We start from the raw sequence: 26778 nt of genomic DNA on the forward strand, positions 1-26778 counted from the left end.
CAAGGTGTCTATAATTCTCAACAATGACGGCGGATTCTACGGAAAAAGATCTGTTCCCGCAAGGGGAATTTCAAAAAAGTTTAAAAATCACGCAAGGCCAAGAATTTTAAGCGGTGAAAGCTGCTTAAACAAAGGAATTGAGATACTATTACAGCATTAAATTATCACCATAATATTGCTGAATCATCGGCAACAACCTCTAATAAGAAATTATGCAATTGGATGCGATAAAAAAGCTGTCTGATCAAGACATGTCTGCGGTAAACGAGCTTATCTTTAAAGAACTCGAATCAGATGTGGCTCTTATAAACCAAATCTCTTTTTATATTGTAAATAGTGGTGGCAAAAGGATCCGACCGCTGTTGACCGTATTGGCAGCGCGAGCTTTAGGTTATCAGCAAGATCAACACATCAAACTTGCGGCCATTATTGAATTCATTCATACCTCTACTCTCTTACACGATGATGTAGTTGATGAGTCCGAATTACGCCGCGGTAAAGATACTGCCAATGCACGCTTTGGCAACGCAGCCAGTGTATTAGTTGGCGACTTCCTCTACTCACGCTCTTTCCAGTTAATGACCCAACTGCAAAACCTTAAAGTGATGGACATACTAGCCGATGCCACCAATGTTATTGCGGAAGGTGAAGTATTACAGCTAATTAACTGCAACGACCCTGATACCGATGAAGCACGTTACTTTGAAGTTATTTACTGCAAAACAGCCAAACTGTTTGAGGCGGCCACTCGCTTAGCAGCAGTAATTGGTGAACAAAGCGCTGAGATAGAACTTGCAATGCAAGACTACGGTAAATACCTAGGCACAGCATTTCAAATTATGGATGACGTATTGGATTATGTTGCAGACCAAGCTGAGATGGGCAAAAACGTGGGTGACGACCTAGCAGAAGGTAAGCCAACCCTACCGCTTATCTACGCCATGGAACAAGCTGAGCCAGCCGATAAGGCGCTAATTAGCGAAGCCATTAAACAAGGCGGCTCGCGCGACCAACTCGACGCGATATTAGCGATTCTAGACAAAACCAAGGCACTTGATTACTGCCGAGAGCGCGCAGCTGAAGAAGCACAAAAAGCGATTGACGCTTTAGCCTTGATTGCTGACAGTAACTACAAGCAAGCGCTTATGAGCCTAGCCAATATCGCAGCCGACCGTGCCGCTTAGCTAGTTTTAATAAATGGATACAAAAAAGGCTGCCTAAGGGCAGCCTTTTTATTAGCTCAACATTAATTAAGCAAAAGGATGGCGTAAAATAATAGTTTCTACGCGATCTGGGCCAGTTGAAATAATGTCAACCGGCACTTCTAATAGCTCTTCAATGCGCGCTATGTAGTTTAATGCTGCTTGTGGCAGTTGCTCGCGAGCAGTTACACCAAAGGTGTTCTCCGACCAACCAGGCATTGATTCATACACAGGCTCAGCCACTTCGTAACCTTCAGCTGCCATAGGCGGTACTGAAAGCACATCGCCATTAGGCATTTTGTAACCGGTACAAATCTTTAACTCTTCCAAGCCATCTAGCACATCAAGTTTGGTTAAACACAAACCTGACAGGCTGTTAATTTGTACTGCGCGACGCATAGTTACTGCGTCTAACCAACCACAACGGCGTTTACGGCCAGTGGTAGCACCAAACTCATGACCTTTCACACCTAAGTGTTGGCCGATGTCATCATCAAGCTCTGTTGGGAAAGGACCAGAACCCACACGCGTGGTGTAAGCCTTAGTAATGCCCAAAACATAATCTAAATGGCAAGGGCCAAAACCACTACCTGTAGCTACGCCACCCGCAGTAGTGTTTGATGAAGTAACAAACGGATAGGTACCGTGGTCAATGTCTAATAAAGTGCCTTGAGCACCTTCAAACATAATTGAGTCACCACGACGACGTGCCTTATCTAGCAAGTCAGTAACGTCTGTTACCATAGCCGTAATTACTGGCGCCATCTTGGTCATTTGCTCAAGCACTTCTTCATAACTTACGCTTGGCGCGTCGTAGTAATGATTAAGTTGAAAGTTATGGTACTCCATCACTTCTTTTAGCTTGGTAGCAAATTGCTCCATGTCGAACAAATCGCCAACACGTAAACCGCGACGAGCAACTTTATCTTCATAAGCTGGACCGATGCCACGACCAGTAGTACCAATAGCGTTTTTACCACGCGCTTTTTCGCGCGCCATGTCTAAGGCAACATGGTAAGGCAAAATTAGAGGACAAGCTTCACTGATCACCAAGCGTTCTTTTACAGGAACGCCGCGCTCTTCGAGCATAGCCATTTCTTTAAATAGCGCATCAGGTGCTAATACCACACCATTACCAATTACACAGGTAACGTTGTCGCGAAGTACACCAGATGGTATTAAGTGGAGGACAGTTTTTTCACCGTCAATAACTAAGGTATGACCAGCATTGTGACCGCCTTGATAGCGCACCACATAGCTTGATTTGTCGGTAAGTAAGTCTACGATCTTACCCTTGCCTTCGTCTCCCCATTGGGAGCCAAGGATCACTACGTTCTTTCCCATTGTCTTTTGTCGTCTCAGTTAAAAAGCGATTCTAGCAGAAATCGGACAGTCAAGGGGTGCATGTTATACCGATTTTATGTGCCAAGGTCAAAGATTAATCACATACAAGAGTATAATAGAAACACCCACTAAGCCGAGTCCAATTTGCCGAATATTACTCGCCGGCGCTTCCGTTAATAATTTTAGTAGGCGTTTCCAACGCTTAGGAAACAATAAAGGCCCTAGGCCTTCGATAAGGCACACTAGAGCCAATGCAAGTAATACAGAATCTGTCATAAAAAAGCCCAGCGTTAACTGGGCCCTCAGTATTATTGTTTCGCAGGTTCTTTCATATAACGGAAGAATTCGCTATCTGGTTCTAGCACCATTACGTCTCCACCGTTATCGAAACTGGTGCGATAAGCCATTAAGCTACGCCAGAACTTATAGAACTCAGGGTTCTTAGTATAAGCGTCTGCGTAAATTTTAGCGGCTGTAGCATCACCTTCACCACGCATTTCGCGACCACGCTTATCTGCATCGGCCAGCAATACATTTACACGGCGGTCAACGTTAGCGCGAATAATTTCGGCTTGCTCTTGACCTTGCGAACGGTGCTCTTTAGCTACTGCTAAACGTTCTGCACGCATCCGTTGGTAAATACTACTACTTACTTCATCAGGTAAGTTGATTTGCTTAATACGCACATCGGTAACTTCGATACCAATCTCAGAAGAGCGCGCCATACGTTTAAGCGCATCTTCCATTACTTGGCCACGTTCACCAGATACGATATCGCGAATAGTACGCGCACCAATTTCGCTACGAAGACCATTGTTAATCTTACGCGTTAACAGAGACTCAGCTTGAAGTACTGAACCACCTGTTGATAGGTAGAATTGTGAAAAATCAGCGATTCGCCATTTCACGTAAGAATCAATAATTAAGTCTTTTTTCTCAGAGGTTACAAAACGGTCAGCGTTGCCATCTAAAGTTTGAATACGTGCATCTAAAGTACGCACAGAATCAATAAATGGAACCTTAAACTGTAAACCCGGTGGGTAAACCTTGGTTGCGCCATCAGCGGTACGTTTTACTTTACCAAACTGAATTACAATACCGCGCTCGCCTTCGTTCACTACAAATACCGACGAGTAACCCACCAACAAGGCTAAAATAATGCCAAAAATAGCTAATTGTTTCATGGCTTAGTTTCTCCCCGAACTAGAGCGGTCACTGCTTCGAATCGACGAAGGGCGCGACGGAATCGAGCTAGCAGGCTCTGAACTTATAGTAGATGGTTTGTTGCCCGAGCTAGATTTACGTTGAGTAGGCTGCTGGCCTTGCTCCATTAGCTTGTCGATAGGCAAGTAAAGCATGTTGCTGTTATTTGAAGCATCAATCAGCACTTTGTTCGACTTACCGTAAATCTCTTCCATCGTCTCTAGGTATAAACGGTGGCGAGTTACGTCTGGCGCATTTTCGTACTCTGGAAGCAATTGCTCAAAACGAGCCACTTCACCTTGAGCACGTAATACAATCTGCTCTTGATAACCTTGGGCTTCTTGCTCAATACGCTGAACTCGACCACGTGCTCGCGGTTCAATTTCACGTTGATAAGCTTCAGCTTCACGAATGAAACGCTGTTCATCTTCTTGTGCAGAGATAGCATCATCAAAGGCATCTTTAACTTCTTCTGGCGGACGAGCCGGCAGGAAGTTCACGTCAACCACTTCAATACCTAAGTTGTAAGGTTCGATGATTTTGTTTAATAAGGCTTCGGTTTCGCTACGTACAACTTCACGACCCGTGGTTAAAATATCATCCATGGTGGTGTGACCGATCACGTAACGCAAGGCACTGTCGGTAGCTTGTGCCAAGCTATCATCTGGCGCAGTTACACTAAACAGGTAAGCATGTGGGCGAACCACTTTGTACTGCACATCCATCTCAACGCGTACAACGTTTTCGTCTTCAGTCAGCATAAAGCCCGATGCTGGTAAAGAACGAATAGCCTCTACGTTCACTGGAATCACTTCTTGAACAAAGGTTGCTTTCCAGTTCAAACCAGAATCTACCAAACCTGATTCAGGGTCGTATTTACCAAAGGTAAGAATTACGCCCTTTTCAGCTTCTTTAATGGTGTAGAAACCGCTCGCTACCCAAATAACAGCCAAGATGACCACTACTACAGCAATGCCAAAACCACTCACACCACCGCTGCTGCCACCAGATGATGGCTTTTTACCACCACCAAAAATGCCACCAAACTTACGGCTTAGCTTAGTAATTACTTCATCTAAATCAGGCGGACCCTGATTACCATTCTTATTGTTATTGCCCCAAGGGTCACGGTCACCGCCGCCACCTTTGTTGCCAGGCTCATTCCAGGCCATCTGTGTCTCCAGAAATTAAAGTTAATGCCTACTCACATTGAGCAATAAAACTTTCCAAACTATGGTCGAACTGTTTATCTAACCGTTGCCATGCAATAGCATCAAGTCGGATATCTACAACGATATTTCCTTCATCGTCTAAACGTTCACCTGCTACGCAGTCTAACTGATACAGACGACTACGCAAGCGCCCTTCGCTAGGAGGCAAACGTAAAGTGTGGTTAACCATATCACCGACCAAACGCTCGCTGATTGCCTTAAACAACAAAGGCAAACCTTCTCCCGTTAACGCCGACACCCACACTTTTTGGGGTAAACCTTGGTCATCACGCTCAATGCGCGGACTCATATCAGGGTGTTGATCTACTTTATTGTAGACCTGCAAGAAAGGGATCTCTCCTGCCCCTATTTCATCTAATACTACCTCAACCTGCTCAACGTTTTCAGCCATTCTTTCATCACTACAATCAATCACATGTAATAATAGCTGGGCTTCACGGGTTTCGGTTAGGGTGGCTTTAAAAGCCGCCACTAAGTCATGAGGAAGGTGGCGTATAAAGCCCACAGTATCGGCAAGTATCACCTTACCTACGTCCTCAATATCGATTTTCCGTAGTGTTGGATCTAGGGTTGCAAACAACTGATCTGCGGCATAAACCTTAGATTCAGTAATTCGATTAAACAAGGTCGACTTACCTGCATTGGTGTAGCCAGCTAAGGAGACAGTGGGTAACTCGGCACGTTGCCTTGCTCTTCTGCCCTGCTCTCGTTGTTTACCAACCTTTTCTAAACGCTGTTGAATTTGTTTAATACGCGCACGCAATAAACGTCGATCGGTTTCCAACTGAGTTTCACCTGGGCCGCGTAAACCGATACCGCCCTTTTGTCTTTCTAGGTGAGTCCAGCCGCGTATTAATCGGGTCGACATGTGGCGCAATTGCGCTAGCTCAACTTGCAGCTTACCTTCGTGGGTTCGCGCGCGTTGGGCAAAAATATCTAAAATGAGGGTGGTACGATCTAAAACCCGCGCCTCACAGAGCATTTCTAAGTTTCGCTCCTGTGCTGGCGATAAAGCGTGATTAAAAATAATCACATCCGCTTGGGCACTTTTCACTAATTCTGCGATTTCTTCTGCTTTTCCGGCACCTACAAAGTACTTAGGGTGGGGAGAAACTCGGCTACCGGTGATGGTAGCCACCGCATTTACGCCTGCAGAGCTGACTAACATCTTCAGCTCTTCCAGGTCTTCTCGCTCATCTTCGTCACTAAAATTTACATGTACTAAGATGGCTTGTTCACCTGCTTCATAACGGTCAAACAAGCTATTTTACTCCTTGGCATTTACCAAGGCTGATAAGCCTTCGCAAATGCTATTCGTCGTTCTTCGAGTCGTCAGATACTGGGGTATGGTGTGGAACAGCGCGAGCTGGTACCACAGTAGAGATAGCATGTTTGTATACCATCTGGCTGACAGTGTTCTTCAACAAGATGACAAACTGATCAAATGATTCAACTTGGCCTTGCAACTTAATACCGTTTACTAAATAAATTGAAACGGGAATACGCTCACGTCGTAACGCATTCAAAAATGGGTCTTGTAATGATTGCCCCTTCGCCATGTTATTGTTCCTTTTTTCTTATTAATTAATTGGCATAGATCAAATTCGATTATATACCACTAACTTGGAGCCTTATAGCGACAATTTCAAGTATCACTTAGCGAATTAGTAATTATTTTGTTATTTCTTGGATCACCACTCTGTAACCAAGTGAGATTTGACCAGCTTTTTAACCAATTCATTTGTTTTTTAGCCAGTTGCCGTGTAGCCACTACACCACGAAATACCATTTCATCATAATCCATCTCGCCACTTAGATATTGCCACATTTGGCGATACCCAACGCTCCGCATAGACGGCAAACTTAAATCTAAATCCCCCCTCTGCATCAGCGATTTGACCTCGGCTTCAAAGCCAAGTTCCAACATCATCTTAAATCGCACTTCTATGAGATGGTGCAGTTGGGCTTTTTCTTTCGGCGCTATAGCAAACTGATGGATTTTATAAGGTAAAGGGGCAAGCGGTTGATTATTAATCTCAGTCAGCGATTTACCGGTTAAACGATATACTTCAACCGCCCTCATTAAGCGCTGATGATCGTTTACATTGATCCTTGCTGCGGAGGTGGGATCGTATTGGCTAAGTTCTTGATGCAAACTTTCCCAAGAACCGTCTGCTGCTTGCTGCTGAATCTCACTGCGTAAGGCTGCATCAGCTTCTGGCAAATCAGCAATGCCGTCCACTAAGGCTTTAAAATACAACATGGTGCCGCCCACCAACAGCGGGACATTACCACGCGCATGAATGGCATCAATTTGCTCGAGAACATCGCGGCGAAAATCGGCGGCTGAATACACTTCAGTAGGATCGCAAATATCAATTAGAGCGTGTGGGGCTTGCTGCTGTTCTTCGGCAGTTGGCTTAGCGGTGCCGATATCCATGCCACGATAGATTAATGCAGAATCAACACTAACCAATTCAGCGCCCATTTGCTGATGAAGCTGAATAGCTAATGCGGTTTTGCCTGAGGCTGTAGGCCCCATCAACGTAATAACAGGCAGGCTAGTTGTCATGATTGAAACTCTCGATGCTGGCACTTAAATCCACCGCTCGCCAAAGATGCTTAGGAAGTTGACTCGGATAGTGACTATGCAATTGTTGGCTTAGCTCTATCGCCTGTTGCCAAGTGTGCTCTTTAGGTTTGCTTTGTAGCTTAATTAGCCCACTTAACAAGGCTTCGGCTTGCTGCCATTCTGAATCCGGAAGCTGACTCATCGCCGTTAATAAACTTGGGATTAACTGAGCAAAGTCAGCTTTGCGTATCAACTTTGGCACTTGAGCCACGATAACTTGCTGCTTGTTAGCAATATTAAACACAAAGCCGATACGCCGCAGTGCTTCTTGTTGTTGGCTTAGTAAAAGATGCGTCGGCTCATCTAAAGCTAGTTTTAGCGGCAATAGCAAAGGAACGCTATCTAATCCTTGCGGCCACTGCTGCATTGCTTGGGTATAGGCCAAGTGTTGCTGGCAAGCCCAAAGGTCTAGCAATATCAACTTCTCGCCAGTACGCGCTAACAAATAGGCGCTTTCAACTAAATGCAAAGGATAAAGCGCATCGGCCTGTGGCTTAGCACTCACAGAACTCACTTGGCTAGTAGAGTCTGCTCTAGCTGCTTCACGAGTAAAATCAGCAGAACTGCTCAACCACTGATGATTAGCTGATAATTCTGAGGTTCGCGGCTTATCAGCTCGCTGTAGGCTTGACTGATAGCTCTGGCGACCTTCGCTCACTTTCGGCATGGCAGGAGCTGCACTGGCGTAGCTATGAGCAACTTGCGCTAGTGGTGGAGCGAATATTTCATTTACTGGTTCATCTTGGCAAATCGGCAGTTCGCCAGAGTGATTATGGGCCGGTATTTTGCTTAAGGCTGATGCCAATACTTGTACGATGTAGTCATGCACCAAACGGGCTTGATGAAAGCGCACTTCATGCTTAGCCGGATGCACATTCACATCGACTTGGTCTAATGGCAACTCTAGAAATAATACATAGCTGGCATATTGTTCATCGGGTAAATAGGCTGCAAATGCTTGGCGAATAGCGTGTTGTAGCAACTTGTCGCGCATCATTCGACCATTCACATAAAAATACTGCTGGTCGTTTTGCGCTCGTGCCACTTCCGGTAAACCTAACCAACCGTGTAAACGTAATTGGTCATGTTGATTATCTAAATGCAAACAGTAGTTGGCAAAAGGAGCACCAAATACCGTGCTTACTCGCTTCAGCTGCTTATCCAAGTTTGTGGCTATGCGATACTGACGGATTAATTTGCCATTGTGTTTTAAACTCAGCGCCACATCAAAACGGCTTAAGGCTAAACGCTTCAACAGCTCGTCAATGTGCGAAAACTCGGTTTTCTCAGTACGTAAGAACTTGCGTCGTGCAGGCGTACTAAAAAACAAATCGAGCACTTCTACCGAACTGCCAATAGGATGAGCGCAAGGTTGCAAACTAACTTGCATGTCACGGCCAGCAGCTTGAGCTTGCCAAGCTTGTTCTTGCTCAGCAGTACGAGAACTTAAACTTAAGCGAGAAACCGAGCTAATACTTGCCAAGGCTTCACCGCGAAAACCCAAGGTGGCTATCGCACTTAAATCATCAAGGCTGTCTATTTTGCTGGTTGCATGGCGACTAAGCGCTAAACCCAACTGCTCTTTAGCAATGCCGCTGCCGTTGTCGCGAATTAGTATGCGCTTTGCGCCACCCTTATCAATGTCGATATCGATACGTGTTGCGCCGGCATCAAGGCAGTTTTCAATTAGCTCTTTAACTACCGAAGCAGGACGTTCTACCACTTCTCCGGCGGCAATTTGGTTAGCCAGCTGCGCTGGCAATATTTGAATAGGCATCGAATTAACTATTTGGGATGGTCAGCACTTGACCGATACGCAAGGTATTTGAAGTTAGTTTGTTGGCCTTTTTCAAACCCGCAACGCTGGTATTGTAACGAGCAGCCAACACCGATAAAGACTCGCCCTTTCTCACGGTATGCTTACGCACGCCATAGGTTTGCGCATACAAAGTGCCCGCCAAAGGCTTAGTACGGTAATGGGCTTTAATGCCTTTCACTACCGCCTTGGCAATCTTTTCTTGGTGATTACCCGTTTTTAGTAACTTTTCTTCTTTGTGGTTGGTAATGAAACCGGCTTCCACCAAAATAGAAGGAATGTCTGGCGACTTAAGCACTGCTAGGCTGGCATGCTCGGGACGTTTTTTATGTAGCGAGGTTACTTTGCCTAGCTCACCCAATACTTTTTTAGCCACTTCATAAGCGGTGTTCATTGAGTAGTCCATCTGCATATCAATCAAAGCGAAGTTAAGATGAGCATCATTTTCCACACTGCCCATTACTTCGCCCACACCACCCAAAAGGTCAGACTCAGCTTCATGCTGCTCTAAATGTCTACCTACTTCACTTTTTGCCCGGCGAGTAGAGACCACCCAAACCGACGCGCCTTTGGGTTGAGAGGAGGTAAATCCATCAGCATGAATCGACACCAAAAAGTCGGCTTTGTTTTTGCGCGCTATTTGCGAGCGTTTATTTAGATTAACAAAGTAGTCACCTTCTCGAATCAACACCGCTTTTAAACCGGGCTCTTGATTAATAAGGCGTTGTGCACGCTTAGCGATAGCCAGCGTGATGTGTTTTTCGTAGGTTCTTTTGTTGCCGATGGCACCGGGGTCTTCCCCACCATGACCAGCATCGATAGCAATAATAATGTCACGGTTGCCCGCTAACTGTTGCTGCGTTTTAGCTTTAGAAATCTGCTGTTGTTGCTTTTTAATTTGTGCGCTACCGGCTTTGTCCGGCAAGTCTATCACCAAGCGATGGCCATAATTTCCGGTAGGCTTAAGGGCAAATACAGTAGGATTAACCGCTTGTGAAAGCTCAATAACCAAGCGAAAATCGCCTTTAGCCTTTGGGGTACTAGGACGGATTTTTTTAACCAAGTCGCCAGATAAGGGGACTTTACTCAAATCACTGAGCATTTTACTAGCGGAGAGATCCAAGACAAGGCGGTTGGGTTTACTTAAGTTGAAATGGCTAAACTGTGGCGCGCCAGATAAATCCAATACAATACGAGTGTTATCTGGGCCGCTCCAAACACGCACCCCAGATACATCGCTACTGGCCATTGCCAGCCCACAAAGCAAATACAATCCTAAGCCTATCCAGCGACTTAATCTAAAACTACCCTGCATGTTGACTCAACCACTCCACTACTTTTTGTCCTTGCTCGCTCAATGCTTTCACTTGAGCACTGCGCTGCTCGCCTCGATAAGCTAGCTCAACCAACAAGTCTGCTGCTGGTAAAAAGCCCAGCCCCTTTTCAGGCCACTCCACCAAACACAAACAATCGTCGGCAAAGTAATCGCGAATACCAATAAATTCTAGCTCTTCAGGGTCGGCCAAACGGTACAAATCAAAATGATTGACTCGCCACTCACCTAATTCATAAGGTTCAACTAAGGTGTAGGTTGGGCTTTTTACCTTACCGGTGTGGCCTTTACCTTGAATAAAACCACGGGTTAAAGTGGTTTTCCCAGCGCCTAAATCACCTTCTAAATAAATAACTGATGCCTGCTGACAAGCTTTAGCCAATAATGCGCCTAAAGCTACCGTTTGTTCTGCGTCAGCTAATTCAATATGCCACGTTTTCATTACAATTTTGGATTCACTAGTTGTCTTATAAAAGGCATTAGATCTGAGGCCAGCATGCCTCTTTCTCCCTGTTCTGCAGCTTCATCTGCAGCCATACCATGAATACACACCCCAAGGCAGGCAATATCAAACAATGAGTGCTTGGCTGCAAATTGGGCGATTAAGCCGCCGATTATACCAGACAAAACATCTCCCATCCCGCCCGAAGCCATGCCGGGGTTACCTACTGTACAAATTTTCACTTGTCCTTGCGCGCCTGCTACAACGGTGCCGGCACCTTTTAATACACATACACCGCCAAAACAGCGCTGTATGTTTTGAGCAGCGACAATTCTATCACTTTCTACTTCTGCCACAGAGCAATTCAACAAACGCGCTGCCTCACCTGGGTGTGGAGTTAGTACCCATTGCTCATGCTGCATCGGTGCTTTAGCCAACAGATTAAGTGCATCGGCATCTACTATGCAGGCTTTGTCCTCACTTAATACAGCTGAAAACAGCGCTTGCGCCCACTCATCTTGTCCCAAGCCGGGACCTATCACCTTACAGCTAGCCTGGATTAAACTCCTATCTAGCAGCTGCAGAGAATGCTTAGTCACTGCTGCAACCATTAACTCTGGTCGTCCGCTACTCACCACCGACTGATTTTGCGCCTGAGTAAATACATTAACCAAACCAGCACCAGTGCGTAAACAGGCTTCGGCGGCCATACGTATAGCGCCGGCCATTCCAGTATTACCGCCTACTAAAGTCACTCGGCCACAACTACCCTTATGAGCTGTTTTTGCCCTAGGCGTAAGCATCGAGCGTAACTGAGCATAATCTGCGCGGCTAACTTCAGTAGTATTTTGTAGCCCGAACAAATCACTTAGCCCCAAGCCAGCAAATACAAGTTTGCCAATATATTCAGGTGCTTGCCCAGTAAACAAACCTTGTTTGGCAGCGATAAAACAAATCGTAGCGCTAGCTTTTATCGCACTACCTAACAGCTTTCCGGTATCTGCAGATAAACCTGAAGGTAAATCTAAGGCAAGCACTGGCACGCCGCTTTGATTGACTTGAGCAAACAGCGCTTGCAATGGCGCACGCACATCACTGTTTAAACCAATGCCCAATACGCCATCAATAATCACATCACAAGGCCAATCAAAAAGTTTGCTAAGATCAAGCTGTCCGCCCTCAGCTTGCCAAGCAGCTAAGGCTTGTTGTGCTTCACTAGGCATTCGGTCTAAATCACCTAAGGCGAGCACGTTTACCTGTTTACCCGCTTGCTTGGCCAACCGCGCAACCACCAAGGCATCTCCGCCGTTATTGCCACCGCCCACTAATACCAAAATACGCTTGGCATTGGGCCATTGGCACTGCATCAGTTTAAAGGCAGCCAACCCCGCCTGTTCCATCAAAGAATACAAGCTAATACCTTGCTGCTCAGCCAGCACTGCTTCTTGGCGTTTCACCACTTCGGCGCGCCATAAACTCTGTGGTAAACTGTGCGAAAACAATCGGTGCTCTGGAGCCATGTCCCTACTATCCGAAATCGACCTAAAACAGCTGGTTCAACATATCAAGCTAACCGCTAAATCGCTAGGTTTTCAGCAGATCGGCATAACAGATGTGGATCTTAGTCAACATCATCAAGATGTTGAGCAATGGCTGGCAAAAAACTACCACGGAGAAATGGACTATTTAGCCCGTAACCTTGAGCTTCGCAAACATCCAGAGCAGCTGCATGAAGGCACTCAACGGATCATTTCGGTGCGCATGGATTATCTACCAGAGGACGCTAAGTTTGCCCAAAGCCTCAGCGCCAGCGATCAGGCATATATTAGCCGTTATGCGCTAGGGCGCGACTACCATAAACTAATGCGTAAACGGCTAAACCAACTGGGAAAAGCGATAAATGATTACTGCCAACAGCAGCTAAATATGCGCCCATTTGTCGACTCAGCCCCGGTAATGGAGCGCCAACTGGCCACTAAAGCAGGCTTAGGTTGGACCGGTAAACACAGCTTAATCATCAACCAAGATGCTGGTTCGTGGTTTTTTTTAGGTGAGTTGTTTGTTGATTTACCCCTGCCCATAGACCAACCAGTAGACGAGCAATGTGGTGATTGTGTTGCCTGCATCACCATTTGTCCCACCCAAGCCATTGTTGAGCCCTACCAAGTGGATGCACGTCGCTGTATTTCTTATCTCACCATTGAATACGATGGGATCATAGATGAAGAATTACGACCGCTAATGGGCAATCGCATCTACGGCTGCGACGATTGCCAGCTTACCTGCCCTTGGAATCGCTACGCCCAGCTAACTCAAGAAGCCGATTTCGCTGCCCGAGAGCAACTGGATCAACCAACACTGTTAGCGTTATTTACCTGGACCGAAGAAGAGTTTTTAAAGAAAACCGAAGGCTCGCCAATTCGTAGGATCGGCTATCAACAGTGGCTACGTAATATCGCAATTGCCTTAGGCAACGCCGCCTATTCACAACAAGCTATTGATGCGCTAAGCGCCAAGCAAGGGCTTGAAGCCGTTGCCCAACACCATGTTTATTGGGCGATAGAGCAACAACAGAATAAAGCGGCAAAAGCTTCTCGCAAAACCGCACGTTTGATCCGTATTATAGAAAAAGGATTAACTCGTGATGCTTAATGCATCAGTAGAATAAGTTCTGTTACACTTTTTAAGAACAAATAAAATGGAAGCAGCTCATGCACTTACTTGGCGTTGATATTGGTGGCACCGGCATAAAGGCAGCCATCGTAGATTCTACCACTGGCGAGCTTATTAGCGAGCGTCACCGCATTGCCACCCCACAGCCTGCCACGCCCAAAGCAGTAGCCCAAAGCTTAAAGCAAATGGTTGAGCACTTTTCTTGGCAAGGTCCTATTGGTTGCGGCTTTCCTGCAACGGTTCACCATGGGGTTGCCCAAACCGCCTCTAATATTGATAAAAGCTGGATTGGCACCAACGTTGAAGCCTTATTCGCTGAATATACCGACTGCCCGTGTTATGTAGTGAACGATGCCGATGCGGCCGGTATGGCCGAAATGGCCTTTGGCGCAGGTCACCAACACCAAGGTGTGGTAGTGATTATTACCGTTGGCACCGGCTTAGGTAGCGCTGTGTTTGTAAATGGCGAATTGCTTCCCAACACCGAGTTTGGCCATATTATTTTGGAAGGGCGAGTAGCCGAGCACTATGCCAGCGCCAGAGTGCGCGAAGCAGAAGAGCTAAGCTGGAAGAAATGGGGCAAGCGCTTCAACCTTTACCTACAGCGCCTCGAGTTTTTAATGTCGCCCGATTGCTTCATTATTGGTGGCGGTGCCAGTAAAAAATTCGAAAAGTACCAAGCGCAGCTCAATTTAAAAGCTGAAGCATTGCCTGCACAGGGCTTAAACCAAGCAGGCATTGTTGGCGCAGCCATGTACGCCCAACATCAAAGCTAATTAAGATTCGAGGATAGAGCCGCTTAAATAAGATTGGCGAAGCGGCTCGTCAAAATGCTCAATGCTATAGCGAAGCAGCTCTCTGGGCAGTTCGCTAAGATGCTGTTGCAAAAATGCCTCTACCGCTGGCTTATCTCGCTTGGCCAGCTCTCTCAGCATCCACCCCACCGCTTTGTGCATTAAGGGGTGAGCATGGGTATGAAAGCGCTTAGCTAGCGCAATTGTTAAATCAACATCATTTTGGCGTATATAGTAAAAGCAACTCACCATAGCAATACGTTGCTGCCACATACTACTGCTGCTAGCGAATTGCTCAAGCAGCTCCCAGTCTTGATGCTGCCAGATATAAGGACCAACAATTTTAGGCGCTGAGCAGTCAACCAAATCCCAATTATTCACATACTCTATGTAGCGCTGGTAAAACGCCAACACCGCGTGTTGTTGCTGATGATTTTTCGCTTTTTGATAATGTTGACACATTACTACCAAGGCAAAAAAGCGCTCCTCATGAAAGGCTGAGGAGATTAAGTCTGTAAGCTCCTCTAGAGGCAAAGGATAGGCTTTGGCAACCCTTCTAGTATTAGGCACACGAACACCTAGAAACTGATCACCTTCGCCATAACCACCTGGCAATGCTTGAAAAAATTTCGGCAAGTAAACTGCTTTTTCTGGCTCAGCATATTCACGTAAAGCTTTTTGAACTTGTTCTACTTGATTCATCACCCACCCTTTTATGCTCAACAAAATGCTTACCTTTAACACAAGCTTATACCAATCACACTAAGTAAGTGATCAGAAATAACGCAGGAAAAATACTCGAGAATAAGACAGAAACTTTCGATAAGTAGTTATTCTACAATCAAAAATTCTAACGCAGTGATCGAGTATTTTAACCAGATAGAATGAACAGGTACTTAGTACGATTGGTATTAACCCACCATCAACCGCGTGAGTATTTGATTGACCATAAACAACAGGCAAAAAAAAGCCCCGCATCAATGATGCAGGGCTTCAATTTGGAGCGGCACATCGGGTTCGAACCGATGACCTCAACCTTGGCAAGGTTGCGCTCTACCAACTGAGCTAGTGCCGCTTAATTTTTATCACTATTGAGCGCTGTGTTCTTCCACGCTGAGCTAGTGCAGCTCAACTTCAACTACTTGGTATTAGTTAAAGTTTTAAATTTGGAGCGGCACATCGGGTTCGAACCGATGACCTCAACCTTGGCAAGGTTGCGCTCTACCAACTGAGCTAGTGCCGCTTAAATCTTTATCACTATTTAATGTGTTGAGAGCTTAGCCAAAGGTTGCGCTACTCTTTATATCCACACTGAGCTAGTGCTGCTCAACTTCAACTACTTGGTATTAGTTAAAGTTTTAATTTGGAGCGGCACATCGGGTTCGAACCGATGACCTCAACCTTGGCAAGGTTGCGCTCTACCAACTGAGCTAGTGCCGCTTAATCTTTATCACTATTTAGTGCGTTGAGAGCCTAACCAAAGGTTGCGCTACTCTTTGTTACCACACTGAGCTAGTGCCGCTTAATTTGCTAAATCAAAGTTAGGCCATGCCTTCACGTTGTTTAGGGCTGCGAATTATACGAGGAAATTTTGCCTTTGCAAGAGCTGCAAAAGAAAAAATTACAGCTCTTAAACTGTTTGTTTAGTTTTCGCCCAGTTTAAAGAAGGTTTTTTGATAATGCTGCATTTCTGCTATTGATTCGCGAATATCATCCAAAGCTAGATGAGTACCGCTTTTAGTAAAGCCATCTAAAATTTCTGGCTGCCAACGGCGAGCCAATTCTTTTACCGTACTTACATCTATGTTTCGGTAATGAAAGAACTGCTCAAGCTCAGGAAGGTACTGGTGCATAAAGCGACGATCTTGACCAATGCTATTGCCACACATCGGAGATACACCCTTAGGCACCCATTGCTTGATAAAATCAATCGTTTGCTGGGCAGCTTGCTTCTCATCAACACAGCTGGCGCGAACTCTAGCAACCAAACCAGATCCAGTATGAGTATTAGTACACCACTCATCCATGCCCGCTAAAACTTCGTCAGATTGGTGAACAGCAATCACCGGCCCTTCTGCAAGAATGTTTAATTGAGCGTCGGTAATAATCGTCGCGATCTCTAAAACGCGATCAGTCATGGGTTCGAGACCAGTCATCTCCATATCAACCCAAACTAAGTTCTGTTCACTAACAGTCATGTTGACCCTATTTATATTTCGGAAATATTTTCCGCAAATCTTTGATAAGCGGTATCATAGCGATTTATTACACTTACTTGAATAGCAGTTTTCGTGACAAAGAGAAAGAAACTGAGCCAAGGTCAGCTTCGCCGTGTGCGCAGCAACCAAGAAAAGCGCTTAAAAAAACAAGATAGCCACCAATGGTTAGATGACCAATTAGGTCCTCAACAAGAGGGAACTATCATTAGCCGCTTCGGCCAACATGCCGATGTGGAAGCTAACAATGGAGAAATATTCCGTTGTAATATGCGCCGTTCAGTAGGCTCTTTAGTCACTGGAGATGAAGTTGTTTGGCGAGCCGGCAACGAAGAACAATCCGGTATTCGAGGGGTAATTGAAGCCTGCCACGAACGCCGTTCGGTACTAACCCGCCCTGATTTTTACGACGGCATTAAAGCCATTGCCGCCAACATCGACCAAGTAGTGATAGTTTCTGCGGTATTACCCGAATTCTCCACCAGCATTGTAGATCGCTACCTAGTTGCCGTTGAAGATGTAGATCTTGAACCCATTATCCTGCTGAACAAAGTTGATCTGCTTGATGCCGAGCAACGCAAAGTAATTGAAGAGCAACTCAAAAATTACCAGCAGCTTGGCTACAAAGTTATTTACGCTAGCACCAAACAAGCTGAAGGGCTTGATGATTTAAGCCAACAATTAAGCAATAAAACCAGTATTTTTGTTGGCCAATCAGGCGTAGGCAAAAGCTCCCTGGTAAATAGTCTTCTGCCAGAGCAAAGCATCGATACCAAAGAAGTATCTGAAGTATCAGGCCTAGGCCAGCACACCACCACCACCGCTCGTTTATATCACTTAGTATGTGGCGGCCGCTTAATCGACTCCCCCGGAGTACGAGAGTTTCAACTTTGGCACCTTGAAAAAGACCGAGTAGCTTGGGGCTTTATCGAATTTCGTCCTTGGTTAAATCAATGCCGTTTTCGTGATTGCAAGCACCAAGGAGACCCTGGCTGCGCGATGCAAGAAGCGATAGACTCAGGCAAAATTTTGCAACAGCGTTTCGACAGCTACCAGCGTATTCTCGAAACGATGGAAAATAACAAACCTTCTCGGGTTATTCCCGGAAAGAAATAATTAAACCAATAAACAACGAGAACGTAGCGTGTTAGACAAAATTAAAGTTGCCGCCCAGTACTGCTTCCCTCAACACGGTTTATCCCGCTTAGTGGGTAAGCTTGCTCAAGCTGAAGCAGGAAAGTTGAGTCATTGGATCATTAAAAAGTTCATAAACCACTATCAAGTAGACATGAACGACGCGGTTCACAGCGAAGCCAATGCTTATCCAAGCTTCAATGCGTTTTTTACTCGTCCGTTAAAGCCTGGCACCCGCCCTATTGTTGAAGGCAACAACAAGCTTGCTCACCCGGTGGATGGCGCAGTAAGCCAACTTGGTCCCATTCAGCATGGTCAGTTAATTCAAGCCAAAGGTCATGACTACAGCGCCCGTGAGTTGCTTGGTGGAGATAAAGCCTTAGCAGAAGAATTTAGCGACGGCGACTTCGCTACCATCTATCTAGCTCCCAAAGACTACCACCGCATTCACATGCCTTGTAAAGGCAAATTACGCAAAATGGTGTATGTACCAGGGCAACTTTTCTCGGTTAACCCTCTCACTGCTGCCAACGTGCCCAACCTATTTGCCCGCAATGAGCGCGTCGTGGCCATTTTTGATACTGAGTTCGGCCCTATGGCCATGGTATTAGTAGGTGCAACTATTGTTGCTAGCATAGAAACCATTTGGTCTGGCACCGTAACGCCGCCGGGCGGGAAACAAGTATTCACTTGGGATTATCAAGACCAAGATATTAGCCTAGACAAAGGCGCCGAAATGGGCCGCTTTAAATTAGGCTCGACCGTAGTGATGCTATTTGCCAAAGACGCCATAGAATTTGAGCAATCATTAGCGCCAACAGTTGCCACCGTAATGGGTACTCACTTTGCAACTAAAGCTGAATAGCTACTATAAGCCTTGGTAATTCTTTACCAAGGCTTATTCAATTCTGCTTATTATTACGCTATTTCAAATATTTAATATAAAATAACTAACAAAGCTAAGCGCAATGATGCGGTCTTAACCATGGCTGTTTACCAATGACTTTATCGATTTTCTCTCGCGGTTTCCTCGTATCGCTACTGTTTTTTTGCTTAGCAGCACAAGCAAACGTGGGCGGAGAATCTCATCTCAAAGGCTTAATCAGCTCCCTAGATACCCAGCCTAGCAACTTAAACACCCAGCAGCAGCAACTCATCTATGAGGAATCCTTAGCGCTATTAAAAGAGGGCAATAGTTACCGCGAAAAAGCCAAATACTACCGCGGAATTATCAACAACTTCTCCCGCCTACGAAAAGAGCAACAAGAGCAACTAAATCAATATCAAGCGCCGGTCATTGAAAACTTAGCTGAGCTAAACTCGAATCAATTAAATGAACAGCTCACTATTTGGCAGGCTAAGCTCAGCAATACCAATAGCCAAATTGACGAGCTAAAACAGCGCCAATACCGCATCGATTTAGACGTTAGCGAAAACCACCAGCGCAGCGGACCGCTGCGCGAACAATTAACCACGGTTCGCGCGAAGCTAGAGCAACTTGAATTTGGCGTGCTTAACGAAGTGGAAGAAGCCGAGCGAGTTCGAGCTCAAGTTAACGAAGCTAGCCTAACGGCCCAGTTAGCGATGCTGGAACTCGCTGCGCAAAGTGCTAACCACCGAAACGAGCTGCTACAGCTTGAAATAAGCTTGCTACAACGCACTCAGTTGGCAGAAAAGCGGATTGTAGAAAGTGTTAAAAATCGCTTGTCACTAGAGCATCGAGCAGAAGCTCAACGGCTATCTGATCAGCTAGCTTTTGCCGCTCCCGAGTTACTTAATGACCCGATAGTGAAAAACTTAGTAGAACAGAATCAGTTACTACAAACAGAGCTATCAGCCTTATTTGAACAAAGTGAAGAGATTGCCGACTTACAGGAAGAGGTAAACGACGAGCTTGAACACATCAAACTCACCTTTGCCAATTTTAAAGAACAAGTATCCTGGTTAAAGGTCACTCGCTCCTATGGTGAATACCTAAGAGAGCAGATCTCGAGTTTGCCAAAATTCAAAGCAGTTGCGCCAATAGAGCAACAGATCATTGAAGTGAGAATCAGTAAACATCGTCACCAAAATCTACTTTATACCCAACGTAATCAGAGCCAAAGAAAGGCTCAGCGCGAGTTCATCGCCACCTTAAATCAAGAACAAGCCAGAATATTTAACAAACATTTGAAGCTTAATCAGCAGCTTTCAGACAAATACTTACTGGAGTTAGACGCAAGACTATTTGAGTTAGCTCGACTTAAACTGGATTACTCAAAACTAAACAGTCAACTGAACACCATTAACCAAGAAGCCAACCAAGAGCTATTTTGGACGGCCGATGTAAAAGCCATCGATTTAAGCTTTTTCAGTGATATTCGTTACTCTTTGATATGGTTATTTAGCGCTCAGCAATACTCACAACTCAGCGATGCCATCGCCAAACTGTCTTGGCTATGGTTAGGCTGGTTATTGCTAGTGGCAGCCAGTGTTGCTTACATCTACTACCTAAAAAAACATTGGCTGAAAGGCTACCTTCAGCGCATCGATTCAAAAACCGGCAACATTACCCGTGACAAATTTAGCTATACCCTCGCCAATTTGTTAGTCAGTGCGGTATTTGCTACTCCCGTGGCACTATTTATTGGCAGTGTGGGTTTTGCCCTGATGTATGAATGGGAGTCTTCCTTCGCTCGCGACTTGGGAGATGCCCTATTTAACGTTGCCATCGTGTTATGGCTATTTCATTTGTTACAGCAGTTTTGCCAGAAAAACGGCCTGCTAAATACCCATTTCAAATGGCCTTTGGTAAACATCAGCCAAGCAATTACCTTAATCCGCCGCGTGGTTTATGTAAGCTTGCCCTTAGTATTCATCCTTAATCTGTGCATATTACAAACCAGTCAGCCGGCCTATAGTGGCTTGGCACGTTTGGCCTTTATTGCATTGTTATTGTGGGTAGCTTACGGCTTTCACAGTATTTATCGCATTGAGCTTCCGGTGAACTATCACTTGGATATTTTTAAAGCTCCGCAACTAGCTAAAAAGCTGATTTGGGGCGCCGCCATAAGCATCCCCTTAATGGCAGCACTCGCCTCTGCAGCAGGCTTTTTTGCCACCGCATTTACGGTTTATTGGCAAGTTGTGCTTAGCTTCATCATCGCTGCGGTTTTCTTATTGGGCTATTTGCTTATTCATCGCTGGATGCTTTTACAACGCCGCCGAATTGCCTTTGACCGAGCCAAGGTGCGCCGCGCTGAAATGATTGCCCAGCGCCAATCTGAAGAAGAGGACCCTTCTAGCTCAAATGAAGGAGTGATTGATTCAATCGAAGAACCAGTCATCGACCTCGACACCATTAGCGCCCAGTCTTTGGGTCTACTGCGTGCAGCCTTGGTACTGTCTCTAGTATTGGTTCTGCTGTTGAGTTGGTCAGAAATGACCAGTGCGTTTTCGTTTCTAGACAACATTACATTGTGGGAAAGTAGCTCTAGCCGCGCCGGTGTAGCCACGGTAGACGCCATTACCCTGCGATCTCTAGGCTCTGCCCTATTGGTATTCTTTTTTGCAGTAGTGCTTATCCGCAACTTACCTGGTTTGTTAGAACTGATGGTCTTGCAGCATTTATCACTTAACCCAGGCACCGGCTTTGCCATCACCACCATGATTAATTACATGGTAATACTGTTTAGTATTTTCAGTGGTTTTGGTTTGTTGGGCATCGAGTGGTCAAAACTTCAATGGTTAGTTGCTGCGCTTACCGTAGGTTTAGGTTTTGGTCTGCAAGAGATTTTTGCTAACTTTATTTCAGGCTTAATTATTCTGTTTGAAAAGCCAATTCGAATTGGCGATACCGTGACAATTCGCGAACTTACCGGCACTATTTCTAACATTGAAACTCGCGCTACCACTATTGTGGATTGGGATCGCAAAGAAATTATCGTGCCTAACAAGGCCTTTATCACAGAACAATTTATTAACTGGTCGCTCACCGATCCAATCACCCGTGTGGTGCTAATGGTGCAAGTTAAACAAGGCTCTGATAACCAGCTAGTGAACAAACTATTGCAAGAAGCGGTAGATGCTAACAGCTTGGTACTAGCCAACCCCGCACCAGAAATATACTTTACCGAATACACCAACAACGGAATGAAATTTGAAATGCGTGTTCACGTGAGTGAAATGCGCTACCGCTTACCGATGACCCATGAACTGTACACTTTGATCAATGACAAGTTTAAGGCGAATAACATAGAGATAGCCTACCCACAATTAGATATATCTCTCAATCCCTGAGCACGGTTTTGTTATCTTAAGGGCTATAAAAAACCTCTATTTCAATTAATTAGCCCAGAGACCCTCGATCATGGCCGTGCAAAAACATTTCAAGCTGCTGGTTTGTTTTATTGTTCCCCTGTTAATACTGGCACTTCCCACCAGTGCCATTCCACTACCAGAGTTAACCGTGGTTCAACACCGTATCATTGCTATCTTTGTACTGGCGGCGCTGTTATGGATTTTTGAACCCGTGCCGGTGTTTGCTACTTCATTATTAATTATCACCTTGGAACTGGTGCTTATCTCTAACCAGGGAATTAGTGCCATTGTGGCCGATACAGGCCCAGCACCAATGGGTGAACTGCTGCCCTATACCAGTATCTTTAATGCCTTTTCATCGCCAATTATCATCCTGTTTATGGGCGGCTTTGCCCTAGCGATTGGCGCTTCTAAGTTTGAGCTAGACAACAACTTAGCCCGCGTACTTCTCAAGCCATTTGGCAAACGCATTCCAATGATCATGCTCGGCATTATGCTAATTACTGCCGTGTTCAGTATGTTTATGAGTAACACTGCAACCACCGTGATGATGCTGGCCATTGTAGGCCCCTTAATTGCCGCTGCACCGCGTAATGACTTGGGCATGAAAGGCCTAATTTTAGCTATTCCAGTAGCGGCTAATACCGGTGGCATAGGTACTCCAATTGGTACGCCACCCAACGCCATTGCCCTGCAATACATTCCCGAAGGGCAAATTACCTTCGCTTCTTGGATGGCATTTGGTATTCCTTTTGTGATCATTCAACTAGCGATTGGCTGGTTTTTACTGTGCAAGCTCTATCCCTCAAAAACCGGTGTATTAGAGTTAAATTTGAAAGGTCATTTTCAACGAAGTACTCGCGCTTACATTGTGTATGCCACGTTTGCGCTCACCATCTTACTGTGGCTAAGCACCGCGTGGCACGGCATGAACAGTTACGTAGTGGCTATTATTCCTTTAGCGGTGTTTACCTTAACGGGAGTCATTGGCAAAGACGATCTCAAGCTATTTAACTGGGACGTTTTATGGTTAGTGGCCGGTGGTATCGCCATGGGTATGGCATTGGAAAAAAGTGGCTTAGCAGCCAAAATAGCTACATCTATCGACTTTGCTAGCCTGCCCACGTTAGCGGTAATTGTGGTGCTATCGATTATTTGTGTGGTGATGGCGAACTTTATGTCGAACACGGCCACCGCCAACTTAATTATGCCCATTGCGGCGGCAGTTGCCACTAGCTTGCATGGTTTGGATGGTGACGGCGGCATCACAACCCTACTAATTATTGTCGCCCTGTCGGCTTCCTTAGGCATGATGTTACCCGTTAGCACCCCGCCCAACGCCTTGGCTTACTCAACCGGCTTTATTGAAACCAAAGACTTAATAAAAGTAGGCGGGATTATTGGCTGTACCGGCTTGGCGCTACTGTATGTGGCTATGATGATATTCCTATAACACCAAAATAAACGGGAGCACAGCTCCCGTTTATTTGTTTACGCCCTGTCTACACTAAAGCTTTGCACCGCTTGAATGTTAGGCGTGCCTAACGCCAACATCAACAGGCGGTCGATGCCTAGAGCAACGCCTGCACAAGCGGGGAGGCCTGCCGCTAAAGCAGCTAAAAAATGCTGATCCACTTGCGCAGCAGCCAAGCCCATATTTTCCCGAACCTGCTGGTCTTTAGCAAAACGCGCGGCTTGCTCCTTAGCGTCGGTGAGTTCATGAAAGCCATTGGCTAACTCTATGCCTTTAAAATACAGCTCAAAGCGCTCTGCTACTTGCGGGTCTTTTGCTGAAATTTTAGCTAGCGCGGCTTGTGATGCTGGAAAGTGATAAACAAAGCAAGGGCGCTGCTGGCCAATTTTAGGCTCAACGCCCAAGCTAAATAACAGCTGCAAAATGGTGTCTCGATCAGGCTCATTCACCACTAAATCTTCAACCGATAGGCGTTTAGCTACAGCAACAAACTCAGCTTGGCTAGCATTAATGGGATTGATGCCAAGGTGTCGCTCAAAGGCTTCAACATAGCTTAAACGCTCTGCCTTATCACAAGCCAAGACCTCGGTGATTAACTCATCCATTTCATCCATTAAGGCAAAATGGTCAAAGCCAATACGGTACCACTCCAACATAGTGAACTCTGGGTTATGAAAACGCCCAGCCTCTTCATTACGAAAAGCTTTTGCCAGCTGATAAATGCAGCCACTGCCAGCAGCTAATAAACGCTTCATATGAAACTCGGGCGAGGTTTGTAAATACAAAGGCATGGTTTTGGGTGCTGCCGGCCCAGACAAAGTTGTGCTGAAGCTATGCAAGTGCACGTCACTCACGCAGGCCTGGCTTAAACAAGGTGTGTCTACTTCCATCACTTCACGCTTGGCAAAAAAACATCTGATTTTGTTAATGATTTTTGCTCTTTGCTGAAGTACTTGAATACTTGCAGAGGGTTGCCAAAGTGTTTCAGACATGCAAATTTTTTCCTGCATTGAGTTAGAAATTGTCGCGGGGTTTTATACCACTTTGCTAACAAAAGCGGGAGTTATATCTCAAAAGCTAAATTATCTCAGCAGCTTGCACAAAGTAGCGTCAATATTTGATTTTAGTCAAGCATCAAAAAGCTAATACCCGCACAATCATTGTAGGCTTATTTCGTATGGAGAAAAGCGTGGAAGTAATCAAAACTGATGTCGCCATTGTTGGCGCTGGGGGCGCAGGTTTACGCGCCGCCATTGAAGTTGCAGAACAACACCCCGAGTTAGAAGTAGCATTAATTTCAAAAGTATATCCAATGCGCAGCCACACTGTTGCCGCAGAGGGTGGTGCTGCAGGTGTAGCTCAAGATCACGATAGCTTTGATAACCACTTTAACGACACCGTATCGGGTGGCGATTGGTTGTGTGAACAAGACGTGGTGGACTTTTTTGTTGAGCGCGCTCCCAAAGAACTCACTCAGCTAGAACACTGGGGTTGCCCTTGGTCACGTCGTCCCGACGGCAGTGTAAACGTACGCCGTTTTGGTGGCATGAAAATCGAGCGAACTTGGTTTGCAGCCGATAAAAGTGGCTTCCACATTCTTCATACCTTGTTTCAAACTTCAACCAAGTACCCGAGCATTAAGCGCTACGACGAGCATTTTGTGCTCGACCTAGTCGTAGAAGACGGCCAAGTAAAAGGGGTTATCGCCTTAGATATCGCCGAAGGTGTAGCCAAGCTTATTCAAGCTAAGTCGGTGATTATTGCCACTGGCGGTGCAGGTCGCGTTTATCGCTTTAATACCAACGGCGGCATTGTGACTGGCGACGGTATGGCCTTGGCTTATCGTCATGGCGTAGCACTGCGTGATATGGAGTTTGTCCAATATCACCCTACTGGTTTACCCGGCTCAGGCATTTTAATGACCGAGGGCTGTCGTGGTGAAGGCGGCATTCTTACCAACAAAGATGGCTATCGTTACTTGCAAGACTACGGACTAGGGCCTGAAACGCCAGTTGGCGAACCTAAAAACAAATACATGGAGCTAGGGCCTCGTGACCGTTTAAGCCAGTGCTTTTGGCAAGAAGCGCAACTTGGTCGCACCATTGAAGGACCAAATGGCGACTACGTAAATCTCGACCTTACCCACTTAGGCGAAGACTACTTACTAGAACGCCTACCGTTTATTTGCGAATTGGCGAAAGCCTACATGGGCGTAGACCCCGTTAAAGAGCCGATTCCAGTGCGCCCAACCGTGCACTACACCATGGGTGGCATTGAAACCGACGGCCGCTGTGCCACATCACTAAAAGGCTTATATGCCGCAGGTGAATGTTCATCAGTTGGCTTGCATGGCGCCAACCGTTTAGGCTCTAACTCACTCACCGAAATAACCGTATTTGGTCAGGTGGCGGGCGAATCGGCAGCACGCAATGCCATTGTGAGTGAGCATAGCGACAGTGCTTCATTGCTTGAGCAAGCAGAGCAAACGCTGGCTAAGTACCAAGCCTTAAAATCGAATCAAGGTGATGAAAAAACCTCAGACATTCGCAACGAGTTAGGTCGTACCATGGAAGCTGGCGTGGGCATTTACCGCACCGCAGAAACCATGCAACAGACCATCGATAAAATTGCCGAGCTAAAACAGCGCTACAAAAACATTAAGTTGGTAGACGACAGCGAAGTGTTTAATACCGAATGGCTCTACGCTGTAGAACTTGGTTACTTACTAGACGTAGCCGAAGCGATGGCGGTCTCGGCGATTAACCGCAAAGAGAGCCGCGGCTCGCACCAGCGTATTGACGGTTATGAGCAGCGTGATGATGTGAATTTCCTTAAACACACTTTAGCTAATTACCGCCCTGACAGTGCACCAGAGATTAGCTACAGCGATGTGAAGATCACCAAATCTCAACCTGCCGAACGTGTTTACGGCGCAGCCGCCGATGCCCAAGAAGCAGCCAAAAAACAAGCGGAGGCAAATTAAC

22 protein-coding genes and 3 tRNA genes are annotated in these 26778 nt (G+C 45.9%); 8 read left to right on the forward strand and 17 right to left on the reverse strand.

The annotated features are described in order from the left end of the window. Positions 1 to 212 precede the first annotated feature (212 nt). Entirely contained in the window at positions 213 to 1184 is a 972-nt protein-coding gene (gene ispB / locus ACYFDN_RS20505; protein ID WP_483512527.1) for an octaprenyl diphosphate synthase, read from the forward strand. A gap of 66 nt (positions 1185 to 1250) precedes the next feature. On the opposite strand, the gene ACYFDN_RS20510 is transcribed toward ispB, so the two are convergent. The 11 genes from ACYFDN_RS20510 to ACYFDN_RS20560 all read right to left on the reverse strand — a co-directional run bounded on the left by ACYFDN_RS20510 (position 1251) and on the right by ACYFDN_RS20560 (position 12724). Beyond that, positions 1251 to 2546 (reverse strand): adenylosuccinate synthase, encoded by a 1296-nt coding sequence (locus ACYFDN_RS20510; RefSeq protein ID WP_040307643.1) that lies wholly within the window; start codon positions 2544 to 2546, stop codon positions 1251 to 1253. An 87-nt stretch (positions 2547 to 2633) separates the two neighbouring features. Continuing rightward, positions 2634 to 2822: a DUF2065 domain-containing protein gene (locus ACYFDN_RS20515; protein ID WP_483512528.1), complete on the reverse strand. Its 189-nt coding sequence runs from the start codon at positions 2820 to 2822 to the stop codon at positions 2634 to 2636. Between the two features lie 32 nt (positions 2823 to 2854). Next, positions 2855 to 3730, reverse strand: coding sequence for a protease modulator HflC (gene hflC / locus ACYFDN_RS20520; protein ID WP_016403745.1), 876 nt, complete (start codon positions 3728 to 3730; stop codon positions 2855 to 2857). A 3-nt stretch (positions 3731 to 3733) separates the two neighbouring features. Next, positions 3734 to 4921, reverse strand: a complete 1188-nt coding sequence (hflK, locus tag ACYFDN_RS20525; protein WP_016403746.1) for an FtsH protease activity modulator HflK — start codon at positions 4919 to 4921, stop codon at positions 3734 to 3736. A 28-nt stretch (positions 4922 to 4949) separates the two neighbouring features. Next, positions 4950 to 6242, reverse strand: coding sequence for a ribosome rescue GTPase HflX (hflX, locus tag ACYFDN_RS20530; protein ID WP_152785517.1), 1293 nt, complete (start codon positions 6240 to 6242; stop codon positions 4950 to 4952). 49 nt (positions 6243 to 6291) lie between these two features. After that, positions 6292 to 6540, reverse strand: a complete 249-nt coding sequence (gene hfq, locus ACYFDN_RS20535) for an RNA chaperone Hfq (protein ID WP_016403748.1) — start codon at positions 6538 to 6540, stop codon at positions 6292 to 6294. Between the two features lie 86 nt (positions 6541 to 6626). Continuing rightward, complete coding sequence (gene miaA, locus ACYFDN_RS20540; protein ID WP_483512530.1) at positions 6627 to 7553, reverse strand: tRNA (adenosine(37)-N6)-dimethylallyltransferase MiaA; 927 nt, start codon at positions 7551 to 7553, stop codon at positions 6627 to 6629. Continuing rightward, a complete protein-coding gene (gene mutL, locus ACYFDN_RS20545) occupies positions 7543 to 9390 on the reverse strand; it encodes a DNA mismatch repair endonuclease MutL (protein WP_483512531.1) in 1848 nt (615 codons plus the stop codon). Before mutL ends, miaA begins: the two co-directional genes overlap by 11 nt. A 4-nt stretch (positions 9391 to 9394) precedes the next feature. Continuing rightward, on the reverse strand, positions 9395 to 10744 hold the full coding sequence (locus ACYFDN_RS20550; RefSeq protein WP_016403751.1) for an N-acetylmuramoyl-L-alanine amidase: 1350 nt from the start codon (positions 10742 to 10744) through the stop codon (positions 9395 to 9397). After that, the gene (gene tsaE, locus ACYFDN_RS20555) at positions 10734 to 11204 is read right to left on the reverse strand and encodes a tRNA (adenosine(37)-N6)-threonylcarbamoyltransferase complex ATPase subunit type 1 TsaE (protein WP_152785525.1); all 471 of its coding nucleotides are present in this window, start codon (positions 11202 to 11204) and stop codon (positions 10734 to 10736) included. Before tsaE ends, ACYFDN_RS20550 begins: the two co-directional genes overlap by 11 nt. Beyond that, the gene (locus tag ACYFDN_RS20560) at positions 11204 to 12724 is read right to left on the reverse strand and encodes an NAD(P)H-hydrate dehydratase (protein ID WP_483512532.1); all 1521 of its coding nucleotides are present in this window, start codon (positions 12722 to 12724) and stop codon (positions 11204 to 11206) included. Before ACYFDN_RS20560 ends, tsaE begins: the two co-directional genes overlap by 1 nt. On the opposite strand from ACYFDN_RS20560, the gene queG reads away from it, so the two are divergent. Further along, positions 12723 to 13856: a tRNA epoxyqueuosine(34) reductase QueG gene (gene queG, locus ACYFDN_RS20565; protein WP_483512533.1), complete on the forward strand. Its 1134-nt coding sequence runs from the start codon at positions 12723 to 12725 to the stop codon at positions 13854 to 13856. The genes ACYFDN_RS20560 and queG overlap by 2 nt on opposite strands. 59 nt (positions 13857 to 13915) lie before the next feature. After that, positions 13916 to 14653: a polyphosphate--glucose phosphotransferase gene (gene ppgK, locus ACYFDN_RS20570; protein ID WP_338623710.1), complete on the forward strand. Its 738-nt coding sequence runs from the start codon at positions 13916 to 13918 to the stop codon at positions 14651 to 14653. On the opposite strand, the gene ACYFDN_RS20575 is transcribed toward ppgK, so the two are convergent. The 5 genes from ACYFDN_RS20575 to orn form a co-directional block, all read right to left on the reverse strand. Beyond that, positions 14654 to 15373, reverse strand: coding sequence for a DNA alkylation repair protein (locus ACYFDN_RS20575; protein WP_483512534.1), 720 nt, complete (start codon positions 15371 to 15373; stop codon positions 14654 to 14656). It abuts the gene before it with no gap. Positions 15374 to 15670: 297 nt separating this feature from the next. After that, a tRNA-Gly gene (locus ACYFDN_RS20580) sits at positions 15671 to 15746 on the reverse strand. 92 nt (positions 15747 to 15838) lie between these two features. Next, positions 15839 to 15914: transfer RNA gene (locus tag ACYFDN_RS20585), tRNA-Gly, on the reverse strand. 121 nt (positions 15915 to 16035) lie between these two features. Further along, positions 16036 to 16111, reverse strand: a tRNA-Gly gene (locus ACYFDN_RS20590). Between the two features lie 203 nt (positions 16112 to 16314). Beyond that, positions 16315 to 16869 carry an oligoribonuclease gene (orn, locus tag ACYFDN_RS20595; protein WP_483512535.1) on the reverse strand — a complete coding sequence of 185 codons (555 nt, stop codon included), beginning with the start codon at positions 16867 to 16869 and terminating at the stop codon, positions 16315 to 16317. A 93-nt stretch (positions 16870 to 16962) separates the two neighbouring features. Here orn and rsgA point away from each other — a divergent pair, with 93 nt between their 5' ends. The 4 genes from rsgA (at position 16963) to ACYFDN_RS20615 (ending at position 23773) form a co-directional block, all read left to right on the forward strand. Further along, positions 16963 to 18003: a small ribosomal subunit biogenesis GTPase RsgA gene (gene rsgA, locus ACYFDN_RS20600; RefSeq protein WP_338623706.1), complete on the forward strand. Its 1041-nt coding sequence runs from the start codon at positions 16963 to 16965 to the stop codon at positions 18001 to 18003. A 28-nt stretch (positions 18004 to 18031) separates the two neighbouring features. Then, entirely contained in the window at positions 18032 to 18886 is an 855-nt protein-coding gene (asd, locus tag ACYFDN_RS20605) for an archaetidylserine decarboxylase (RefSeq protein ID WP_483512536.1), read from the forward strand. Between the two features lie 134 nt (positions 18887 to 19020). After that, positions 19021 to 22299 carry a miniconductance mechanosensitive channel MscM gene (mscM, locus tag ACYFDN_RS20610; RefSeq protein ID WP_483512537.1) on the forward strand — a complete coding sequence of 1093 codons (3279 nt, stop codon included), beginning with the start codon at positions 19021 to 19023 and terminating at the stop codon, positions 22297 to 22299. Positions 22300 to 22369: 70 nt separating this feature from the next. After that, entirely contained in the window at positions 22370 to 23773 is a 1404-nt protein-coding gene (locus ACYFDN_RS20615) for an SLC13 family permease (protein ID WP_016402018.1), read from the forward strand. Between the two features lie 38 nt (positions 23774 to 23811). On the opposite strand, the gene epmA is transcribed toward ACYFDN_RS20615, so the two are convergent. After that, a complete protein-coding gene (gene epmA / locus ACYFDN_RS20620) occupies positions 23812 to 24786 on the reverse strand; it encodes an elongation factor P--(R)-beta-lysine ligase (protein ID WP_483512538.1) in 975 nt (324 codons plus the stop codon). A 197-nt stretch (positions 24787 to 24983) separates the two neighbouring features. On the opposite strand from epmA, the gene frdA reads away from it, so the two are divergent. Next, a complete protein-coding gene (gene frdA, locus ACYFDN_RS20625) occupies positions 24984 to 26777 on the forward strand; it encodes a fumarate reductase (quinol) flavoprotein subunit (protein WP_016402021.1) in 1794 nt (597 codons plus the stop codon). Position 26778 lies beyond the last annotated feature (1 nt).

This window comes from Agarivorans sp. D1326 (genome assembly GCF_056958115.1).

Excerpts from the sequence above, each read along its gene's own strand:
- epmA (WP_483512538.1), bottom strand. The coding sequence starts at position 24,786 with ATGTCTGAAACACTTTGGCAACCCTCTGCAAGTATTCAAGTACTTCAG.
- ACYFDN_RS20615 (WP_016402018.1), top strand. The coding sequence starts at position 22,370 with ATGGCCGTGCAAAAACATTTCAAGCTGCTGGTTTGTTTTATTGTTCCC.
- miaA (WP_483512530.1), bottom strand. The coding sequence starts at position 7,553 with ATGACAACTAGCCTGCCTGTTATTACGTTGATGGGGCCTACAGCCTCA.
- ACYFDN_RS20510 (WP_040307643.1), bottom strand. The coding sequence starts at position 2,546 with ATGGGAAAGAACGTAGTGATCCTTGGCTCCCAATGGGGAGACGAAGGC.
- hflK (WP_016403746.1), bottom strand. The coding sequence starts at position 4,921 with ATGGCCTGGAATGAGCCTGGCAACAAAGGTGGCGGCGGTGACCGTGAC.
- ppgK (WP_338623710.1), top strand. The coding sequence starts at position 13,916 with ATGCACTTACTTGGCGTTGATATTGGTGGCACCGGCATAAAGGCAGCC.
- orn (WP_483512535.1), bottom strand. The coding sequence starts at position 16,869 with ATGACTGTTAGTGAACAGAACTTAGTTTGGGTTGATATGGAGATGACT.
- hflC (WP_016403745.1), bottom strand. The coding sequence starts at position 3,730 with ATGAAACAATTAGCTATTTTTGGCATTATTTTAGCCTTGTTGGTGGGT.
- hfq (WP_016403748.1), bottom strand. The coding sequence starts at position 6,540 with ATGGCGAAGGGGCAATCATTACAAGACCCATTTTTGAATGCGTTACGA.
- ispB (WP_483512527.1), top strand. The coding sequence starts at position 213 with ATGCAATTGGATGCGATAAAAAAGCTGTCTGATCAAGACATGTCTGCG.
- mutL (WP_483512531.1), bottom strand. The coding sequence starts at position 9,390 with ATGCCTATTCAAATATTGCCAGCGCAGCTGGCTAACCAAATTGCCGCC.
- queG (WP_483512533.1), top strand. The coding sequence starts at position 12,723 with ATGTCCCTACTATCCGAAATCGACCTAAAACAGCTGGTTCAACATATC.
- ACYFDN_RS20515 (WP_483512528.1), bottom strand. The coding sequence starts at position 2,822 with ATGACAGATTCTGTATTACTTGCATTGGCTCTAGTGTGCCTTATCGAA.
- ACYFDN_RS20575 (WP_483512534.1), bottom strand. The coding sequence starts at position 15,373 with ATGAATCAAGTAGAACAAGTTCAAAAAGCTTTACGTGAATATGCTGAG.
- ACYFDN_RS20560 (WP_483512532.1), bottom strand. The coding sequence starts at position 12,724 with ATGGCTCCAGAGCACCGATTGTTTTCGCACAGTTTACCACAGAGTTTA.
- ACYFDN_RS20550 (WP_016403751.1), bottom strand. The coding sequence starts at position 10,744 with ATGCAGGGTAGTTTTAGATTAAGTCGCTGGATAGGCTTAGGATTGTAT.
- mscM (WP_483512537.1), top strand. The coding sequence starts at position 19,021 with ATGACTTTATCGATTTTCTCTCGCGGTTTCCTCGTATCGCTACTGTTT.
- tsaE (WP_152785525.1), bottom strand. The coding sequence starts at position 11,204 with ATGAAAACGTGGCATATTGAATTAGCTGACGCAGAACAAACGGTAGCT.